This window comes from Halopelagius inordinatus (genome assembly GCF_900113245.1).
Lineage (GTDB): Archaea > Halobacteriota > Halobacteria > Halobacteriales > Haloferacaceae > Halopelagius > Halopelagius inordinatus.
Genome location: NZ_FOOQ01000001.1, coordinates 593329 through 608330 on the forward strand (window position 1 = coordinate 593329; position 15002 = coordinate 608330).

The following is a 15002-nucleotide window of genomic DNA, read 5'->3' on the forward strand; positions in this document are numbered from 1 at the left end:
GCGACTCTCAGACGGACTCGCTTTCGTCCGCAGACCCGCCGGACTCGCTCGGTAGTTCGTCGGGGTTCACCTCGTAGACGGTGACCGACCCCGACTCGTGGGCTACCGACACGCCCTCCATCTCGAACGACACCGCTCCGTAGCGGTGTCTCTCGCTCGGACCGACCCAGATATACCGCACGTCGTACTCGCGAAACAGGTCGGTTCGAGTCTCCGCGTCGCCCGTGAACATCGCGTCCACGTCGCGCACCCGGTCGTAGTACGCTTCGTCGCCGCGATATCCGACTTCGTGCGCCCACCCCGCGACGGAGGGCACGCCCGTGAGCGTCGACGCCGCGCTCGCGTTCCAGTTGTACATCACGTTCGTCCGTCCGTCGTCGCCGCCGGGGTAGTGTCTCGTTCCGGGCGCTTCCAACAGCGTGGGCGTCCCCTCGCGTTCGTCCAGCCAGTCGATGGCCTCCGCCTCGTCGGGGTGGTACGACTCGACGAACTGCGTCGCGTCCAGCGTCGTCCCGCCGGGCGGCCCTCGCTCGAAGTGGTTGCCGACCGCCATCATCCCGTAGAGGGAGGTGGACGCGACGAGGACGACGACGAACGCGACGGCGGCGAACCGGCGCCAGGGGACGCGCCCGCCGTCGGTGAGAGCCGACCCCGCTCGCGTCCGGACATCGCCCGCCGACTCGGCGACGGCGGCGGGGATACCGACGACGAGAGCGGGGAGAACGACGCCCATTGCCGTCGCCCAGAGCATCCACACCTGCATGTACGTCTTGAACACGGTGTTCATGCGCCCCGGTCCCGCCTGTTCGCTCACGTAGACGAGTTCGACCAGCGTGACGATGCCCGCCCCGCCGACGATCAGTACCGTCTCGTAGCCGACGGGTCGGTCCGTCCGGAGGGCGACCCACCCGAAGACGAGGAGGGGGACGACGACGGCAAGCGCCGCGAACCCGATTTCGACGGCGACGAACGCGACGGCGGCGAGTGCGACGACGACGAAGAGGCGGCGTTCGACGCGGAGACGAGAGAGGAGGTACGCGCCGAAGGCGGCGACGAACGCGCCGTGGACGAACAGCAGTCCGCCGAATCCGCTCCGCATCTCCGGACCGAGCAACTCGACCGAACGTCCGCCCGCGCCCGTCGCCGCGCCGAGGAGGAACGGCGACGCGAGGACGACGGTGACGACTGCGGCGACGCCGACGGCGGCGAACGCCGACGCGACGCGCGTCGCCTCCGCGGCGAGGCGAGACCGAGACGCGCCGCGGCGGCCGAGCGAATCGACGCCGGGGAGGAGCGACCACGGGGCGGCGGGCGCGAAGGCGACGGCCAACCACGCCAGACCGAGGACGCTCGGGAAACTCCACGTGTTGTGGACGGCCTGCCACGCCGCGATGACCGGCACCGCGCCGAAGACGAGTGCGCGACGTCGGCGGCGTTCGCCGTCGGGGGTTCGGTAGTAGGCGAACCCGACTGCCGCCGCGAGGAGGAGAAACGGCGTCCCCGTCATGTGGGCGTGCAAGTCGCCGTTCAGCCACGCGAACAGGGGGAACTCGTTTATCGTCCCCGGGATGACGCGACTCGCGCTCCAGTACGAGAACGTCTCCGCGCCCGCGAGGATGTCGCCCACCGCGTACTCGGTCCGTGCTGCGACCAGTTCGGCGGCGGTTCGCCGGACTCCGTTCGGCAACGCCTGTAGCGCGAAGCGCCCCACCGTGACGAGGTTGCTCGCGAACCCGACGAAGAAGGCCGCGAACAGTCCGGCGACGCGGCGCGGGACGCCGCGTTCCGCGCCTATCGCACCGGCGAGTTCGTACGCCGCGGTGACGGCCATGCCGTAGAACCCCGCGAGAGCGAGGTTGTACGCGAATCTGGGGTCGGTTCCGCCGAGCCACGACAGAAGCGTCGTCATCAGGTGGCCGCCGTAGTAGTACTTCACCGGTTCGCCCGCGAACCAGAAGTCCTCGGGCGGGAGCGTCGTCGAGCGTTGGAGGCTCTTCAGGAGGCCGAAGTCGAGGAACTTCTCGCCGCCCGCGGCGAACACCGCGGGGTCGAACCCCCTGACGGCGACGACGAAGAGAAACGCGGCGACGAACACGGCGAAGGCGTCTGCCGCCGCCCTGTAGTCCATCTCGGCGGCGAGTTCGACGCGTCTCTCGCGGAGTGCGCCGACGTCGAACGCCGCGAGGGCGGCGGCGACGAGGAGGACGAGGACGCCCGCAGCGAGCGCGAACGGACCGAACGACACCTGTCCGACCCAGTAGGCGGGCACCGTCAAGACGAGGAGGGCCGCGGGGAGAGCGAGTCCGGACCCTCGTCCGGCGGCGTCCGGCAGGAGGCGGGCGACGAGGGGGAGTCCCGCCGCGAACAGTGCGGCGTAGAGAACCAACCAGCGAATGACGAGAGCGTACTCCATCGCGTTCTCTAGGTCAGACGGCGGCCACGGGGCATACCTTTTATGATGCGTTCGAGAGGCGTGGTACCGATAGACGAGAGAGCGGCCCGCTTGCCGGGGTGAGGGTGCCTCTCGATACCGTCGAACGCGTCGGGCGTACCCCGTTCGTTTTTTACCCCGAGGCCGGTATGGGTCTCCAATGACTCGCACCGTCGGGGTCGTAGTGCCCGCGTACCGGCCCGACCCGGAGCGTCTCCTCTCGTACGTTCTCTCTCTTCGCGACGAGTTGGACCCCGAACTCGTCCGCATCGAACTGGACGACCCGCGCCCGGAGGTTCTCGAACGCCTCCGCGACGCGCCCGACGTCGTGGACGTGCACGCCGTCTCGAACCGCCGCGGGAAGGGCGCGGCCATCACCGCGGGCTTCGAATCGCTCGCGCCGCAGGTGGACGTCCTCGCCTTCGCGGACGCGGACGGGAGCACGCCCGCCGCGTCGCTCTCGGACGTCGTCGCCCCCGTCCGAGACGGCGACGCCGGCCTCTCCGTCGGGTCGCGCCGACATCCCGAGTCGGACGTCGTCTCCCACCAGACGTTCGCTCGCCGACGCCTCGGCGACGGGTTCGCGTGGTTGGCGCGGCGACTGTTGGACGTCGGCCTGTACGACTACCAGTGCGGCGCGAAAGCGCTCACGTCCGTCGCGTGGGAGGACGTCCGCGACCACCTCTACGACCCCGGGTTCGCGTGGGACATCGAACTCATCGCCGTCTCGGACGCCCTCGGCTACCGCGTCGTCGAGGTTCCCGTCCGCTGGGAGGACCGCCCCGGTTCGACCGTCTCGCCCGTCGAGACGACGCTTCGACTCGGCCGCGGCCTCGTCGTCTCGCGGCACCGCGCCCGCATCGTCGGCGACGACCGCCTCCACGAACTGCTGGAGACGACGCGGACGGACCGCCCGACGCTCGTGGACCGTCTGACCGAGTCGGTGGAGGCGACAGAGGCCGACTGAGAATGAGCAACAGTTCGTTAGACGCCCTCCTCTCGGGGGTTCGATTCGGGAAGTTCGTCTCCGTCGGGGCCGTCGGTGCCGTCTTCGATATGGCGACGACGACGGCGCTCATCGTCCTCTTCGGCGTCCTCGGCGAGTACGCGAAACTCGCCGGCGCGGAAGTCGCCATCGTCGTCATGTTCCTGATAAACGAACACTGGACGTTCGCGGAGGAGGGCGCGGTCGGACTGCTCCCGACGGTTCGGCGCTTTCTCACCTCGAACCTCGTCCGAAGCGGCGGACTCGCTCTCCAGTTTCTGGTCGTCCGGGCGCTTCGGCAACTCGACGTCTCCGTCGTCGCCTTCGGGTTCGACTTCTGGCAGGTCATCCCGATTCCGATCGCGATAGCCGCCTCGATGCTCGTCAACTACGTCGCAGAGAGCACGCTCACGTGGCGCATCGCGCGGCCGTGACGGACGGTGGAAATTAGCATACGGCGGTCGAAACATAACCCTTAACCGTCAGCCGGCGTTCGACTCATGTAGCGGGATGGGATAGCCAGGAGATTCCGCCGGGCTCATAACCCGGAGACCGGTAGTTCAAATCTACCTCCCGCTACTTCTCCTGACACTCACTGTCCAAGCGGCGCGTCTCGGCGCGCCGCGACACCGACTTCGGTGAGTCGCTTACGGTAGTTTGAACGACGGAACGAGCGAGCAGGGCGAGCGAAGTTCCGGCAGTTCAAATCTACCTCCCGCTATGGTTTTGCCGAACACGACATCTCCGAGCGAGGAGTCTTGGCTCGTCGCAGTACTCGTGTCCGGCATCCGTCGCACCGGGAAGATTTGAACCGGGGAGCGAACGTAAGTGAGCGACCGAGGTTCAAATCTACCTCCCGCTACTTCTCCTGACACTCACTGTCCAAGCGGCGCGGTCTGCGGTGCACCCACGCAAGGGTTATCTCGCCGCTGGCCGCTATTTCCAGCATGTCCACCACCGAATTAGACGCGTCGAGCGGGCCGTTCGTCGCCGGAGTCGTCTCGGCCACCCTCGTCGGGGCGGCGGTGTTCGGCTACGGCCTTCTGCTCGTCCCCGCGTCGGTACTCGGAGGCGTCTGGGTCGCGTCAATCGGTCTCTCGTTGGTTCTGTCGGCTCTGTTCGCCACCGAACGGGTCGGCGACCGTCTCGGTCTCTCGGCGGCGGACCGACGGACGCTGTCGCTCTCGTTTGCCGTCCTCGCGGTGGTCTTACTCGTCGCGTTCGTCGTCGTCAACTTCGCGTCGGTCGAACCCGGCGTGACGGAGACGAGCGGATGACGGCGGAGAGTCTCAGCGCGTCGTTCAGAATCCGATCTGGTTGCCCGAAGAGCGGTCGTACTCCTGCGACGCGCCGAGACTCTCGAACGCGTAGTCGTCGTCGGTGAGGAGTACCGACCCGTTCTCCGCTACGACGTCGATCGTCTCCAGCATCGCGCCTTCGCAGGGGCCGAAGTTACAGACGCCGGAGTCGCGTTCGAACGTCGCCCCGTGTTTCTGACAGACGAGTTCGCCGTCTCTGACCAGCGCGCTCGACCCCTTGTCGAGTCGAACGTCGGTCCAGTGGGGGCAGTAGTTCGCGAAGGCGACGATGGTTCCGTCGTCGAGGCGGGTGAGGATGGCTTCCGTCTTCTCGTCGCCGCCCGAGAGCGTACAGAGCAGTGTGCCGTCGTCGGGCACGTCGTCGGTGGCGGCGATGCGGCGCGAGTCGTCCATGCTCCGTCTTCTGCGTGGGTCTGTTCAAAAGCTGACGATGTCCGAGCCGCGACTGCCGTCGCCGTCACCGCGGCGAGCAACGCGTTCGGAGCGTAGACTCATGTCTCCGTGGGTCCAACCGACACACGTCATGTTGCGTCAGATACTGACGGCAGTCGGCGTCGTCGAACTCCTCTCGCCGGATGCGTTCGTCGGTGCCGCGGAACGAATCGCGCTCGACAACCCCGAGGACTGCGAGTTAGAGTCGTGGGTCGCCCCCGTCGCGCGTCTCGAAGGGCTTCTGTTCTTGCTTCTCGTCCGGCGGAGCGACGCCTCGTACTCGGGGTTCAAACAGATGCTCGGCGTCGTCGGAATCGTCGCGCTCCTGCACCCCCGCACGTACGTCGACTACGGGGCCGAGATAGCGTACACCGACGGCACCAGATGCGAGTGGAAGCCGTGGGTGTACTCGGGAACTCGGCTCGTCGGACTCGCGTACGTGCTGGTCGCCCTCGACGAACTACGGAAACGCTGACGGGCCCCGACCTATCGTCCGTTCGGTTCCGAACCGCCCTCGGCGTAGTGCTCCCGTTCGACGCGGGCGTCGAACACCGTCGAGAGAAGCGTCGTCACCGGGCCGCCGCCGACGTCGATGCCGTCGACCGACTCGACGGGGCGAATCTCCCACGTCGTGTTCGTGACGAACGCCTCCGACGCGTCGCGCAGGTCGTCGGGGGTGAACGACCCCTCTCGAACCGGGATTTCCTCCGCGGCGGCGACGTCGACGACTTCCGCGCGCGTCACGCCCGGCAGGACCGGCCCGTCGAGCGAGGGGGTACAGAGGGCGTCGTCGCGGACGAAAAACAGGTTGCTCGTCGCGCCCTCCGCGAGGTGCCCGTCGGAGTCGAGCATCACCGCCTCGTCGGCGTCGCCGAGGGAACCTCGGCGGCCCGCCGGACTCTGTCCGGCGACGTCCGTCACGCGGAGTTCGAGGCGCGCGAGGATGCCGTTGAGGTAGTTGTGCGTCTTCGCCCGCGCGGGAATCGACCGGTCGGGGACGCGCCGCGTCTTCACCGTCTGCAACGACGCCGGGCCGTCCCAAACGGGGTCGCTTCCGCGCCCGCCCCGGGGGAGGGGCGTCGCGACGACGACGACGGTGGGGTCCACCGCCTCCTCGGGCGTGAGTTTGCCGGGTTGAACGCCCCTCGTCACGGACAGTCGGACGTAGGCGTCTTCGAGTTCGTTCGCCCGGAGCGTCTCGTCCACGCGAGCTTTCAGGTCGTCCGCGGCGACGCCGTGGTCCAAAGAGAGCACGTCGCACGTCTCCCGCAGTCTGTCGGCGTGCGCCCCCCATCGGAATACGTCGCCCCCGTAGGCGCGGAGCGTCTCGAACGCCGCGTCGCCGTACATAAATCCCCTGTCGCGGACGCTCACCGTCGCCTCGTCTGCGGGCACGAGTTCGCCGTCGACGTGGTACAGGAGGTCCGATTCGTCGTCGCCCTCGTCGCCCCCGTCGCTTCTCTCAGACATCGGCGCCCTCCCCGTCTCCGCAGGCGGCGACGAAGTTCTCGACGAGTCGTTTCCCCTCGGCGGTGAGGATGCTCTCGGGGTGGAACTGCACGCCGACGTGCGGTCTGTCGTCTCGCCGGACGCCCATCACGACTTCGCGTTCGTCGTCGGTTCGAGCCGTCTCGGTGAGTCCGTCCGGCAGGTCACCGCGTTCGACCGCGAGCGAGTGGTAGCGGCCCGCCTCGAAGCGGTCGGGCATCCCGCGGAAGATGCCCCGTCCGTCGTGAGAGACGAGCGAGGACTTGCCGTGGACCACGTCGGGCGCGTGGACGACGGGCGCGCCGAGTGCGGCACAGAGCGCCTGATGGCCGAGACAGACGCCCATCGTCGGATACCGCAGGTCGCGGAAGACCGGTACCGAGACGCCCGCCTCCGAGGGCCGTCCGGGACCGGGCGAGACGACGATTCCGTCCGGGTCCATCTCGCGAATGCCGCCGACGTCGACGGCGTCGTTCCGGCGGACGACCACCTCGGCCGCGAACTCGCCGACGTACTGGACGAGGTTGTACGCGAAGGAGTCGTAGTTGTCCACGACGAGAACGCGCGTCACGTCGACCCCCCCTCCTCTCCGTCGGCCGTCGAGTCGGCGAGACTCATTCTGCGCCCCTCGGCGGCGAGTGCCTCGTCGATGGCGGCGACGAGTGCCTTCCCCTTCGCCAGCGTCTCGTCGTACTCGGCGTCGGGGTCCGAATCGTGGACGATGCCGGCGCCCACGCGGAGGTGGTACTCGTCGTCGTGGCGGACCAGCGTCCGGATGACGATGTTGAGCGTCGCCCGGTCGTCGAAGCCGAACGCCGCCACGCTCCCGGTGTACGGCCCACGACGGGTGGTCTCCACCTCGTCGATTATCTCCATCGTCCGAGGCTTTGGCGCGCCCGTGATGGTGCCGCCGGGGAAGACGGCGGCCACCGCGTCGGCTATCGACACGTCCGGCCGTCTGGTGCCGTCGACCACGGAGACGAGATGCATCACCTCGGAGTACCGGTCCACGCGCCGGTACTCCGAGACTTCGACGCTCCCGTACTCCGAGACTTTCCCGAGGTCGTTGCGTTCGAGGTCGACGAGCATCGCGTGTTCGGCCCGTTCCTTCTCGTCGGACGTCAAGTCGCGTTCGAGTTCCTCGTCTGCCTCGGCAGTCGCGCCGCGGGGTCGCGTCCCCGCTATCGGTTCGGTGCGGAGTCTGTCGCCCTCTACGTCCAAGAGGAGTTCCGGGCTGGCGCCGACGAGGTCGGCCTCGCGGAACTCCACGAGCGCGGAGTACGGCGCGGGGTTGACTCTGCGAAGCGCGTCGTACGCCGCGACGGGGTGGACCGCCGCCGGCGCGACGAGTCGCTGGGAGACGTTCGCTTGGAAGGTATCGCCCTCGCGGATATGCCGCTTTACCGTCCGCACTCGCTCTGCGAACGCCTCGCGGCCGCAGTCGCTCTCGAATCGAGCGTGGTCGCTCTCGACGGGCGGGTCGCCCAGAGGTTCCTCGGCCGAGAGCGCCGCCTCCGCGAGGTCACTCGCGCGGGCGACGGCGCGGTCGAACAGGTCGTCTACCGCGTCGGCGTCCGCCTCGCCGGGAACGCGCGGGCACGCGGTGATTCGCAGGGTACAGTCGCCCTCGGTCCGCGGTTCGGTCCACGTGGCGACTCGGTCGAACAGGCCGAATCGAAGACGCGGGACGCTCCGGTCGTCGGTCGTCTCTCCGGGTAGCGATTCGAGTTCTCGGGCCACGTCGTACGAGAGCCAGCCGAACAGTCCGCAGGGGTACGGCACGTCGCATCCGGTGTCGCCGCGGACGAGCGTCTCGGACCCGAGAGCGGCGTCGAGCGCCGACAGCGACGGCGACGTGGCCGCCGGCCCCTCGCCGGGGCGTCGGACGCCGTCCGGCGACGGCCGAGAGTCGGGGTCGGATTCGGCGAGGGAGACTGCCTCCGACCCGACGCGGAGGCGTTCGACGGGGTCCGTCCCGAACGCGCCCCATCCGGGCTGTCCGCCCGTCGTCTCGTAGAAGAACCCCTCTCGACCCTCGCTCCGAGCGCGGCGGTACGCGGTGAACGGGTCCGAGACGGTGACGCGGAGTTCGACCGGGACGCGCGCGCCGTCCGGTGCTCCCTCGGCCGTCGAGCGAAACGCCGCCCGCGGCGTCGCGACGGCGATGTCCGGTGCGGTCATATCCTGTGAGTTCGGCGGCGTCGGGTAAACGGTTTCGCGACGCCGCGAGACGGGTTCGCGGACCGAGAACGACGCGTCCGGTCGCGTTAGGAGTCGAGACGCTCCTTCGCTCGGTCTATCCAGCGCGCGATTCGTTTCTCCGAGACGCCGATGTCGTCGGCGAGCGATTCGGGGTCGGCGGCGACGAGTTCCCCGACGGTGCTGACGCCGGCGTCGGCCAGTCGCTCCGCGTAGGCCGGCCCGATGCCTTTGACGTTGTCGACGGACTCGTTTGCGGCCTCCGTGTCGGGGACGTCGCCGTCGCCCGCATCGTCGTCGACGTACGACTCGTTTTCGGGCTCCGCCTCCTCGACCACGTCCGCACCCGCGGCCTCGCCCGTTATCGGGTCGGCCTCGTCGGTCGGTTGGGCCGCCTCCGCGGGTTCGGCCGCCTCCGCGGGGTCGTCCGTCGTTCCGTCGTCTACGACCGACCCGGTGGACGCCGCCGCCTCGGTGTCGGCGGCGACGCTCTCATCTGCGTCCTCGTCCACCTCGTCGGACGTTACCTCGCTCCCGTCGTCGGCGACGTCGACCGCCTCGGACGGTTCCGCGGCCTCTTCGGGTTCGTCTGTCGTCTCCTCGTCCACGACCGACCCGGTAGAGGCCGCCGCGTCCGTCTCCGCGGCGACCGGTTCCTCGTTCTCGGCTCCGTCGTCGTCGGAGTCCGTTCGCGTGTCGCGTTCGACCGAGACGCGCGTCTCTCGCGTCGTGGATTCGTCGCCCGAAGGCTCGTCGCGGCCGAAAATCGACCCGATCGACGACATAATCCTGTCAAATATGCCCATTGTATTTCAGTATGTCCCGCGCTTATTTAAAAATCGTTACCCCACGCCGCTCCGCGACGCTCATCAGAGAGCCGAACGGAGCGCTTCGTTCATCGCGTCCACCGGCGCGTCGCGGCCGGTCCACTGCTCGAAGGCTTCGACGCCCTGATACAGGAGCATCCACGCGCCGTCTACGGTCGTCGCGCCCGCGGCGGCGGCGTCGCGGAGCAATCGCGTCTCGACGGGCGTGTAGACGGCGTCCAACACCGCGAGGTCCGCGTGCAGGCGGTCCTCGGGGACGGGCGTCTCGTCGGACTCCATCCCGACGCTCGTCGCGTTGACGAGGACGCTGGCGTCGGCGAGGCGTTCGAGCGAATCCAGACCGCCCGCCGTCGCGCCCGGTACGTCCTCCGCGAGTGAGGCCGCGCGCTCGACGGTTCGGTTCGCGACGTGAACCGACGCCCCGGCGTCGGCGAGAGCGAACGACGCGGCGCGCCCCGCCCCGCCCGCGCCGACGACCACCGCTTTGCGGCCGTCGAGCGAAACGCCGTGGTGTTCGAACGCGCGGCGGACGCCCGCCGCGTCGGTGTTGTAGCCTCGCGGCCGCCCGTCACCCTCGAAATCGACGGTGTTGACCGCGCCGATTCGCTCCGCGAGTTCGTCCGGTTCGACGAGAGCGAGGGCGTCCTCTTTGAACGGGATGGTGACGTTGAGTCCCGCTATCCCGAGAGCCTCCGCCCCGTCCAGCGCCGCCTCGACGTCGCCGGGGTCGGGTTCGAAGGTGACGTACCGCGCGTCCATCCCGAGAGCGTCGTACGCCGCCTCGTGCATCGGCGGCGAAAGCGAGTGGCCCACCGGGTTTCCGACCAGTCCGAACACCTGCATGCTCATGCGTAGCAGTCGAACCGGCGGCGAGTTAAAAGGCTCCGAGACGGCCCGTCTTGCGACCCGAGTTCGGTCGTCGTCTCGCGCGTAGTCGTCCGTTGGGCCCCTCAGGCGCGCCGTACGCCGTTATTCTGCCCGCTTGGTCGAAGCATAAAAGATAGGCACGAGGGGCTCGGAGACCTTCACGATGAGTTCACGCCTCCGCCATCCGCTCGTCGCCGTCGCGGTGACGTTTCTACTGACGCTCCCGTGGATCGCCCTCTGGGCGACGGGGTCCACGGGAAGCGTCTCCACGATTGCCAGAGTCGCCATCAGCGGCATCGCCGTCCTCGGCGCGTCGTTCCTCCTCGCGTGGGGGGCCGAAACCGCCGAGAAGGACGTCCCCCGGGCGTTCGCACTCGCCGTCCTCGCCGTCCTCGCCGTCGCGCCCGAGTACGCCGTCGACGCGTTGTACGCCTGGCAGGCAGCGAGCGACCCCGAAGCGGCTAACCTCGCCGTCGCCAACATGACCGGCGCGAACCGCATCCTCATCGGTCTCGGCTGGTCGGGTATCGCCCTCTTTTCCATCTACAAGGCCTCGCAACTCCCCGATTCGTCCGACGGCGTCCTGGACCGGAAGGGGACGCTCCGCGACGCGGTCCAACTCGACCCGAGCATCTCCACGGAGATTCTCTTTCTGTTCGCCGCGACGGTGTTCGCCTTCTTCGTCCCCCTCCACGGCGGCATCGACTGGTTCGACACCGTCGTCCTCGTGGGCCTCTACTTCGCGTACATCGGCATCATCATCCGCGGCGACGCGGGCGGACACGAAGAACAGGTCGGCGTCCCGGCGTACTTCCAAGCGCGCACGAAGGGCGTTCGCGTCCCCATCGTGTTGGGGCTGTTCGTCTACTCGGGCTTTCTCATCTTCACCGCCGTCGAACCGTTCGCACACGGCCTAGAGGAGATCGGTCTCCAGTTCGGTATCCCCGAGTTCTTCATGATCCAGTGGTTCGCGCCGTTGGCGAGCGAGAGTCCCGAACTCATCGTCACGGCCTACCTCGTCAACAAAGCCAGAGCCACCGCCGCGTTCAACGCCCTCATCTCCTCGAAGTTGAATCAGTGGACGCTTCTCATCGGGACGCTTGTCGTCGTCTACAGCATCGCGTTGGGTCGGTACGGCATGCTCCCGTTCGAGTTCAAGCAGGCCGCCGAGATATGGCTCACCGCTGCACAGAGCTTCTTCGCGCTGGCTATCCTGATGAACTTCCAGATAAGCGTCCGCGAGGCAGTCGCCTTGCTCGTCCTGTTCGTCTCGCAGGTCGCAGCGGAGTTCGTCATCATCCGGACGGTCGCCGAACCGTTGGCCGAGACGTACTCCATCTACCTCCTCGTCGGCTACTCGGTGGTGTACATGGTTCTCGGAATCGGACTCGTCGCGACGCGACTCGACGACTTCCGCCGACTCACCCGAATCACCGCCGCGAACATCCGCGGCGACCCCGTCCCGACGGACGCAGAGGCCGACTGACCGCCTTCGACGCGTTTTATACTCCGGCGCGGTGAGTTCTCGACGTGATTGCCGTAGTCGTCAGTCGCGCCGACAGCGCATCGGTCCACATCGGCGACCGCCTGTTGGAACTCGCCGACTGGGACGAACTGACGGACGACTCGCGCGCGGACGCCGACGGCGGCGGGACGTACTACCGCCACGGCGAGTTCGAACTCCGCGAGTTCGACGAACTCCACATCGAACTCGGCCACACCGACGCGCGAAGCTCGTCGAGCGGTCAGGCGACGCCTGACAACGTGGCCGACGCCTTCTCGGAGACTCCTTCGTTCGTGGCGTTCGTCTCCAGACACTCCGGCGAAACCGGACCGCTCCTCACCGCCCATTTCACCGGTAACTTCGGCCCGGCGGAGTACGGCGGCGACCCGAGCGAACTCGCTCGCACCTGCCCGAACGCGCAGAAACGCGTCGTCGACGCCCTCGCCGAACACGCGCCCGAGGAGTACGACGTGGGCATCGAGTGCACCCACCACGGTCCTACGGACACCGGCGCGCCGTCGATGTTCGTCGAACTCGGAAGCGGCGAGTCCGAGTGGGACGACCCCGCAGGCGCACGCGCCGTCGCGTCGGCGGTTCTCGACCTCTCGGGCGTCGCCGCCGACAGAGAGCGACAACTCGTCGGGTTCGGCGGCGGCCACTACGCCCCGCGGTTCACGCGCATCGTCCGCGAGACGGACTGGGCCGTCGGTCACGTCGGCGCGGACTGGCAGCTAGAAGCGATGGGTGACCCGGCGGCGAACCGCGACGTGATTCGCCGCGCCTTCGAGATGTCCGACGCCGAGTACGCCGTCGTGGACCGCGACCACCCCGAACTCGAAGCCGTCCTCGACGAACTCGGCTACCGCGTCGTCGGCGAGTCGTGGGTCCGCGAGGCGACGGGCGTCTCGCTGTCTCTTCTCGACCGCCTGGAGTCCGACCTCTCGCCGGTCGAAGACGGCCTGCGCCTCGGCGAGAGGGAGGGTCCCGAGTACGACGTGGTCTCTCTGCCGGACGACCTGCTCTCGGAGGCGGGCGGCGTGGACGCGGAGTCGGCCCTCGCGGCGGTCCACGACCGGTCCGTCGCTTACGAGACCGTAGACGGCGGGACGAAGGCGCGAGGGCGCGCCGCACTCCCCGAGGAGGGTGCGTACGACGGAGTCGTCGCGGCACTCGCGGACGTCCTCCGGGGGAAGTACGACTCGGTCGAACGGACGGAACGGGCGGTCGTCGGGCGCAGGGAGGCGTTCGACCCGTCGGCCGCCGCGGAACTCGGCGTTCCGGAGGGTCCGGCGTTCGGGAAACTATCGGCCGGCCGACCTGTCGAGGTGGCGGGGAAAACGGTCGAGCCAGAGGACGTACGGACCGAACAGCGCGTCGTATTCAAGGTCTGACCGCTCGCTCCCGCGGGACGCCGTCTCGCGTCGAGTCGGACGGCCGTCTGACGCGAGGGGGAAAGATAATAATGCTCCATTCGGTAAGAACGGCCATATAGTATGGACTCTATCGTCGACGAAGCAATTGACGAGGCCGAAGAGACGGGGGATGGGACTCCTGACGTCGGCGCTTCCGAGGGTGAAGAGATTCGCCGCACGGGAACGATGACCGACGACGAACTCAAAGACGTCCTCCAAGACCTCCAAACGAACATCACCGTCGTCGGCTGCGGCGGCGCGGGCGGGAACACGGTAAACCGGATGTTCGAGGAAGGAATCAAGGGAGCGAAACTGGTCGCCGCGAACACCGACGTGCAGCATCTCGTCGAGATAGACGCGGACACGAAGATTCTGATGGGGGAACAGAAGACGCAGGGGCGCGGTGCCGGGTCGCTTCCGCAGGTGGGTGAGGAGGCGGCAATCGAGTCCCAAGACGAGATTTACGACGCCATCGAGGGCTCCGACATGGTGTTCGTCACCGCCGGACTCGGCGGCGGCACCGGAACGGGCTCTGCGCCCGTCGTCGCGAAGGCGGCCCGCGAGTCGGGCGCGTTGACCATCGCCATCGTGACGACGCCGTTCACCGCGGAGGGCGAAGTCCGGCGCACGAACGCCGAGGCCGGACTCGAACGCCTCCGCGACGTAGCCGACACCGTCATCGTCGTCCCGAACGACCGTCTGTTAGACGCCGTCGGCAAACTCCCCGTCCGGCAGGCGTTCAAAGTCTCCGACGAAGTCCTCATGCGTTCGGTGAAGGGAATCACCGAACTCATCACCAAACCCGGCCTCGTCAACCTCGACTTCGCCGACGTGAAGACGGTCATGGAACGCGGCGGCGTCGCCATGATCGGTCTCGGCGAGTCCGACACCGAGAAGAAGGCCCAAGACTCCGTCAAGAGCGCGCTTCGCTCGCCGCTTCTCGACGTGGACATCTCGGGGGCGAACTCCGCGCTCGTCAACGTCACGGGCGGGTCCGACATGAGCATCGAAGAGGCGGAAGGCGTCGTAGAGGAGATTTACGACCGCATCGACCCCGACGCGCGCATCATCTGGGGTACCTCCGTCGACGAGGAGCTAGAGGGCCAGATGCGGACGATGATAGTCGTCACGGGCGTCGAGTCGCCGCAGATATACGGCCGAAGCGACGAGGACGCAGAGGTCGAAGAGCCCCAAGCGGCGCCCGCGAACCCGGAACAGGACATCGACTACGTCGACTGACTCCCCACTCTCGTCCGCCGGACGCGTTTTTGCGGCCGACGAGCCTCGGCCACCCGTCTCTTCTCGGCTGACGCTCCCGTTCGCATCAATAGATAGAAAAAGCCCGCCGCACAAACCCCGGTAACATGGACGTCAAGTACGACCTGAACAGTTACGTGCGGGTGTTGAAACTGGCGAGCACCCCGTCGTGGGAGGAGTTCTCCCAGATCGGTCTCATCGCCGGTGCCGGCATCTTCCTCGTCGGATTCATGGGCTTTGTCATCTTCGCGATAATGAGTTTCCTCCCCGGAGGTGTCTGA

15 protein-coding genes and 1 tRNA gene are annotated in these 15002 nt (G+C 67.9%); 9 read left to right on the forward strand and 7 right to left on the reverse strand.

From position 1 onward, the window contains the following. Positions 1–7: 7 nt before the first annotated feature. The gene (locus tag BM167_RS03190; RefSeq protein ID WP_092888615.1) at positions 8–2413 is read right to left on the reverse strand and encodes a DUF2298 domain-containing protein; all 2406 of its coding nucleotides are present in this window, start codon (positions 2411–2413) and stop codon (positions 8–10) included. A gap of 178 nt (positions 2414–2591) precedes the next feature. Here BM167_RS03190 and BM167_RS03195 point away from each other — a divergent pair, with 178 nt between their 5' ends. The 4 genes from BM167_RS03195 to BM167_RS03210 all read left to right on the forward strand — a co-directional run bounded on the left by BM167_RS03195 (position 2592) and on the right by BM167_RS03210 (position 4693). Next, positions 2592–3398, forward strand: a complete 807-nt coding sequence (locus tag BM167_RS03195; RefSeq protein WP_092888618.1) for a glycosyltransferase — start codon at positions 2592–2594, stop codon at positions 3396–3398. 2 nt (positions 3399–3400) lie between these two features. Continuing rightward, positions 3401–3850 (forward strand): GtrA family protein, encoded by a 450-nt coding sequence (locus BM167_RS03200; RefSeq protein ID WP_092888622.1) that lies wholly within the window; start codon positions 3401–3403, stop codon positions 3848–3850. Between the two features lie 70 nt (positions 3851–3920). Continuing rightward, positions 3921–3995: transfer RNA gene (locus BM167_RS03205), tRNA-Met, on the forward strand. Positions 3996–4363: 368 nt separating this feature from the next. Further along, on the forward strand, positions 4364–4693 hold the full coding sequence (locus tag BM167_RS03210) for a hypothetical protein (RefSeq protein WP_218153758.1): 330 nt from the start codon (positions 4364–4366) through the stop codon (positions 4691–4693). 24 nt (positions 4694–4717) lie between these two features. Here BM167_RS03210 and BM167_RS03215 read toward each other — a convergent pair whose 3' ends face one another. Next, entirely contained in the window at positions 4718–5128 is a 411-nt protein-coding gene (locus tag BM167_RS03215) for a Rieske (2Fe-2S) protein (protein ID WP_092888625.1), read from the reverse strand. A gap of 130 nt (positions 5129–5258) precedes the next feature. Between BM167_RS03215 and BM167_RS03220 the strand changes: the two genes are divergently transcribed. Further along, positions 5259–5642: a hypothetical protein gene (locus BM167_RS03220; RefSeq protein WP_092888628.1), complete on the forward strand. Its 384-nt coding sequence runs from the start codon at positions 5259–5261 to the stop codon at positions 5640–5642. A gap of 11 nt (positions 5643–5653) precedes the next feature. Here BM167_RS03220 and BM167_RS03225 read toward each other — a convergent pair whose 3' ends face one another. The 5 genes from BM167_RS03225 to BM167_RS03245 form a co-directional block, all read right to left on the reverse strand. Then, positions 5654–6637, reverse strand: a complete 984-nt coding sequence (locus BM167_RS03225; RefSeq protein ID WP_092888631.1) for an aminotransferase class IV — start codon at positions 6635–6637, stop codon at positions 5654–5656. Then, positions 6630–7226: an anthranilate synthase component II gene (locus BM167_RS03230; RefSeq protein WP_092888634.1), complete on the reverse strand. Its 597-nt coding sequence runs from the start codon at positions 7224–7226 to the stop codon at positions 6630–6632. The genes BM167_RS03225 and BM167_RS03230 overlap by 8 nt, the downstream gene beginning before the upstream one ends. Then, on the reverse strand, positions 7223–8836 hold the full coding sequence (locus tag BM167_RS03235) for an anthranilate synthase component I family protein (RefSeq protein WP_092888637.1): 1614 nt from the start codon (positions 8834–8836) through the stop codon (positions 7223–7225). The genes BM167_RS03230 and BM167_RS03235 overlap by 4 nt, the downstream gene beginning before the upstream one ends. Before the next feature lie 86 nt (positions 8837–8922). After that, positions 8923–9660, reverse strand: a complete 738-nt coding sequence (locus tag BM167_RS03240; RefSeq protein WP_092888641.1) for a helix-hairpin-helix domain-containing protein — start codon at positions 9658–9660, stop codon at positions 8923–8925. Between the two features lie 63 nt (positions 9661–9723). Beyond that, positions 9724–10524, reverse strand: a complete 801-nt coding sequence (locus BM167_RS03245; protein ID WP_092891065.1) for a shikimate dehydrogenase — start codon at positions 10522–10524, stop codon at positions 9724–9726. A gap of 187 nt (positions 10525–10711) precedes the next feature. Here BM167_RS03245 and BM167_RS03250 point away from each other — a divergent pair, with 187 nt between their 5' ends. From BM167_RS03250 to BM167_RS03265, 4 genes are all read left to right on the forward strand, one after another. Continuing rightward, the gene (locus BM167_RS03250; protein ID WP_092888644.1) at positions 10712–12034 is read left to right on the forward strand and encodes a sodium:calcium antiporter; all 1323 of its coding nucleotides are present in this window, start codon (positions 10712–10714) and stop codon (positions 12032–12034) included. Positions 12035–12078: 44 nt separating this feature from the next. Beyond that, positions 12079–13443, forward strand: coding sequence for a D-aminoacyl-tRNA deacylase (locus tag BM167_RS03255; protein WP_092888647.1), 1365 nt, complete (start codon positions 12079–12081; stop codon positions 13441–13443). A gap of 102 nt (positions 13444–13545) precedes the next feature. After that, positions 13546–14703, forward strand: a complete 1158-nt coding sequence (gene ftsZ, locus BM167_RS03260) for a cell division protein FtsZ (RefSeq protein WP_092888650.1) — start codon at positions 13546–13548, stop codon at positions 14701–14703. A gap of 125 nt (positions 14704–14828) precedes the next feature. Then, the gene (locus tag BM167_RS03265) at positions 14829–15002 is read left to right on the forward strand and encodes a protein translocase SEC61 complex subunit gamma (protein ID WP_092888653.1); all 174 of its coding nucleotides are present in this window, start codon (positions 14829–14831) and stop codon (positions 15000–15002) included.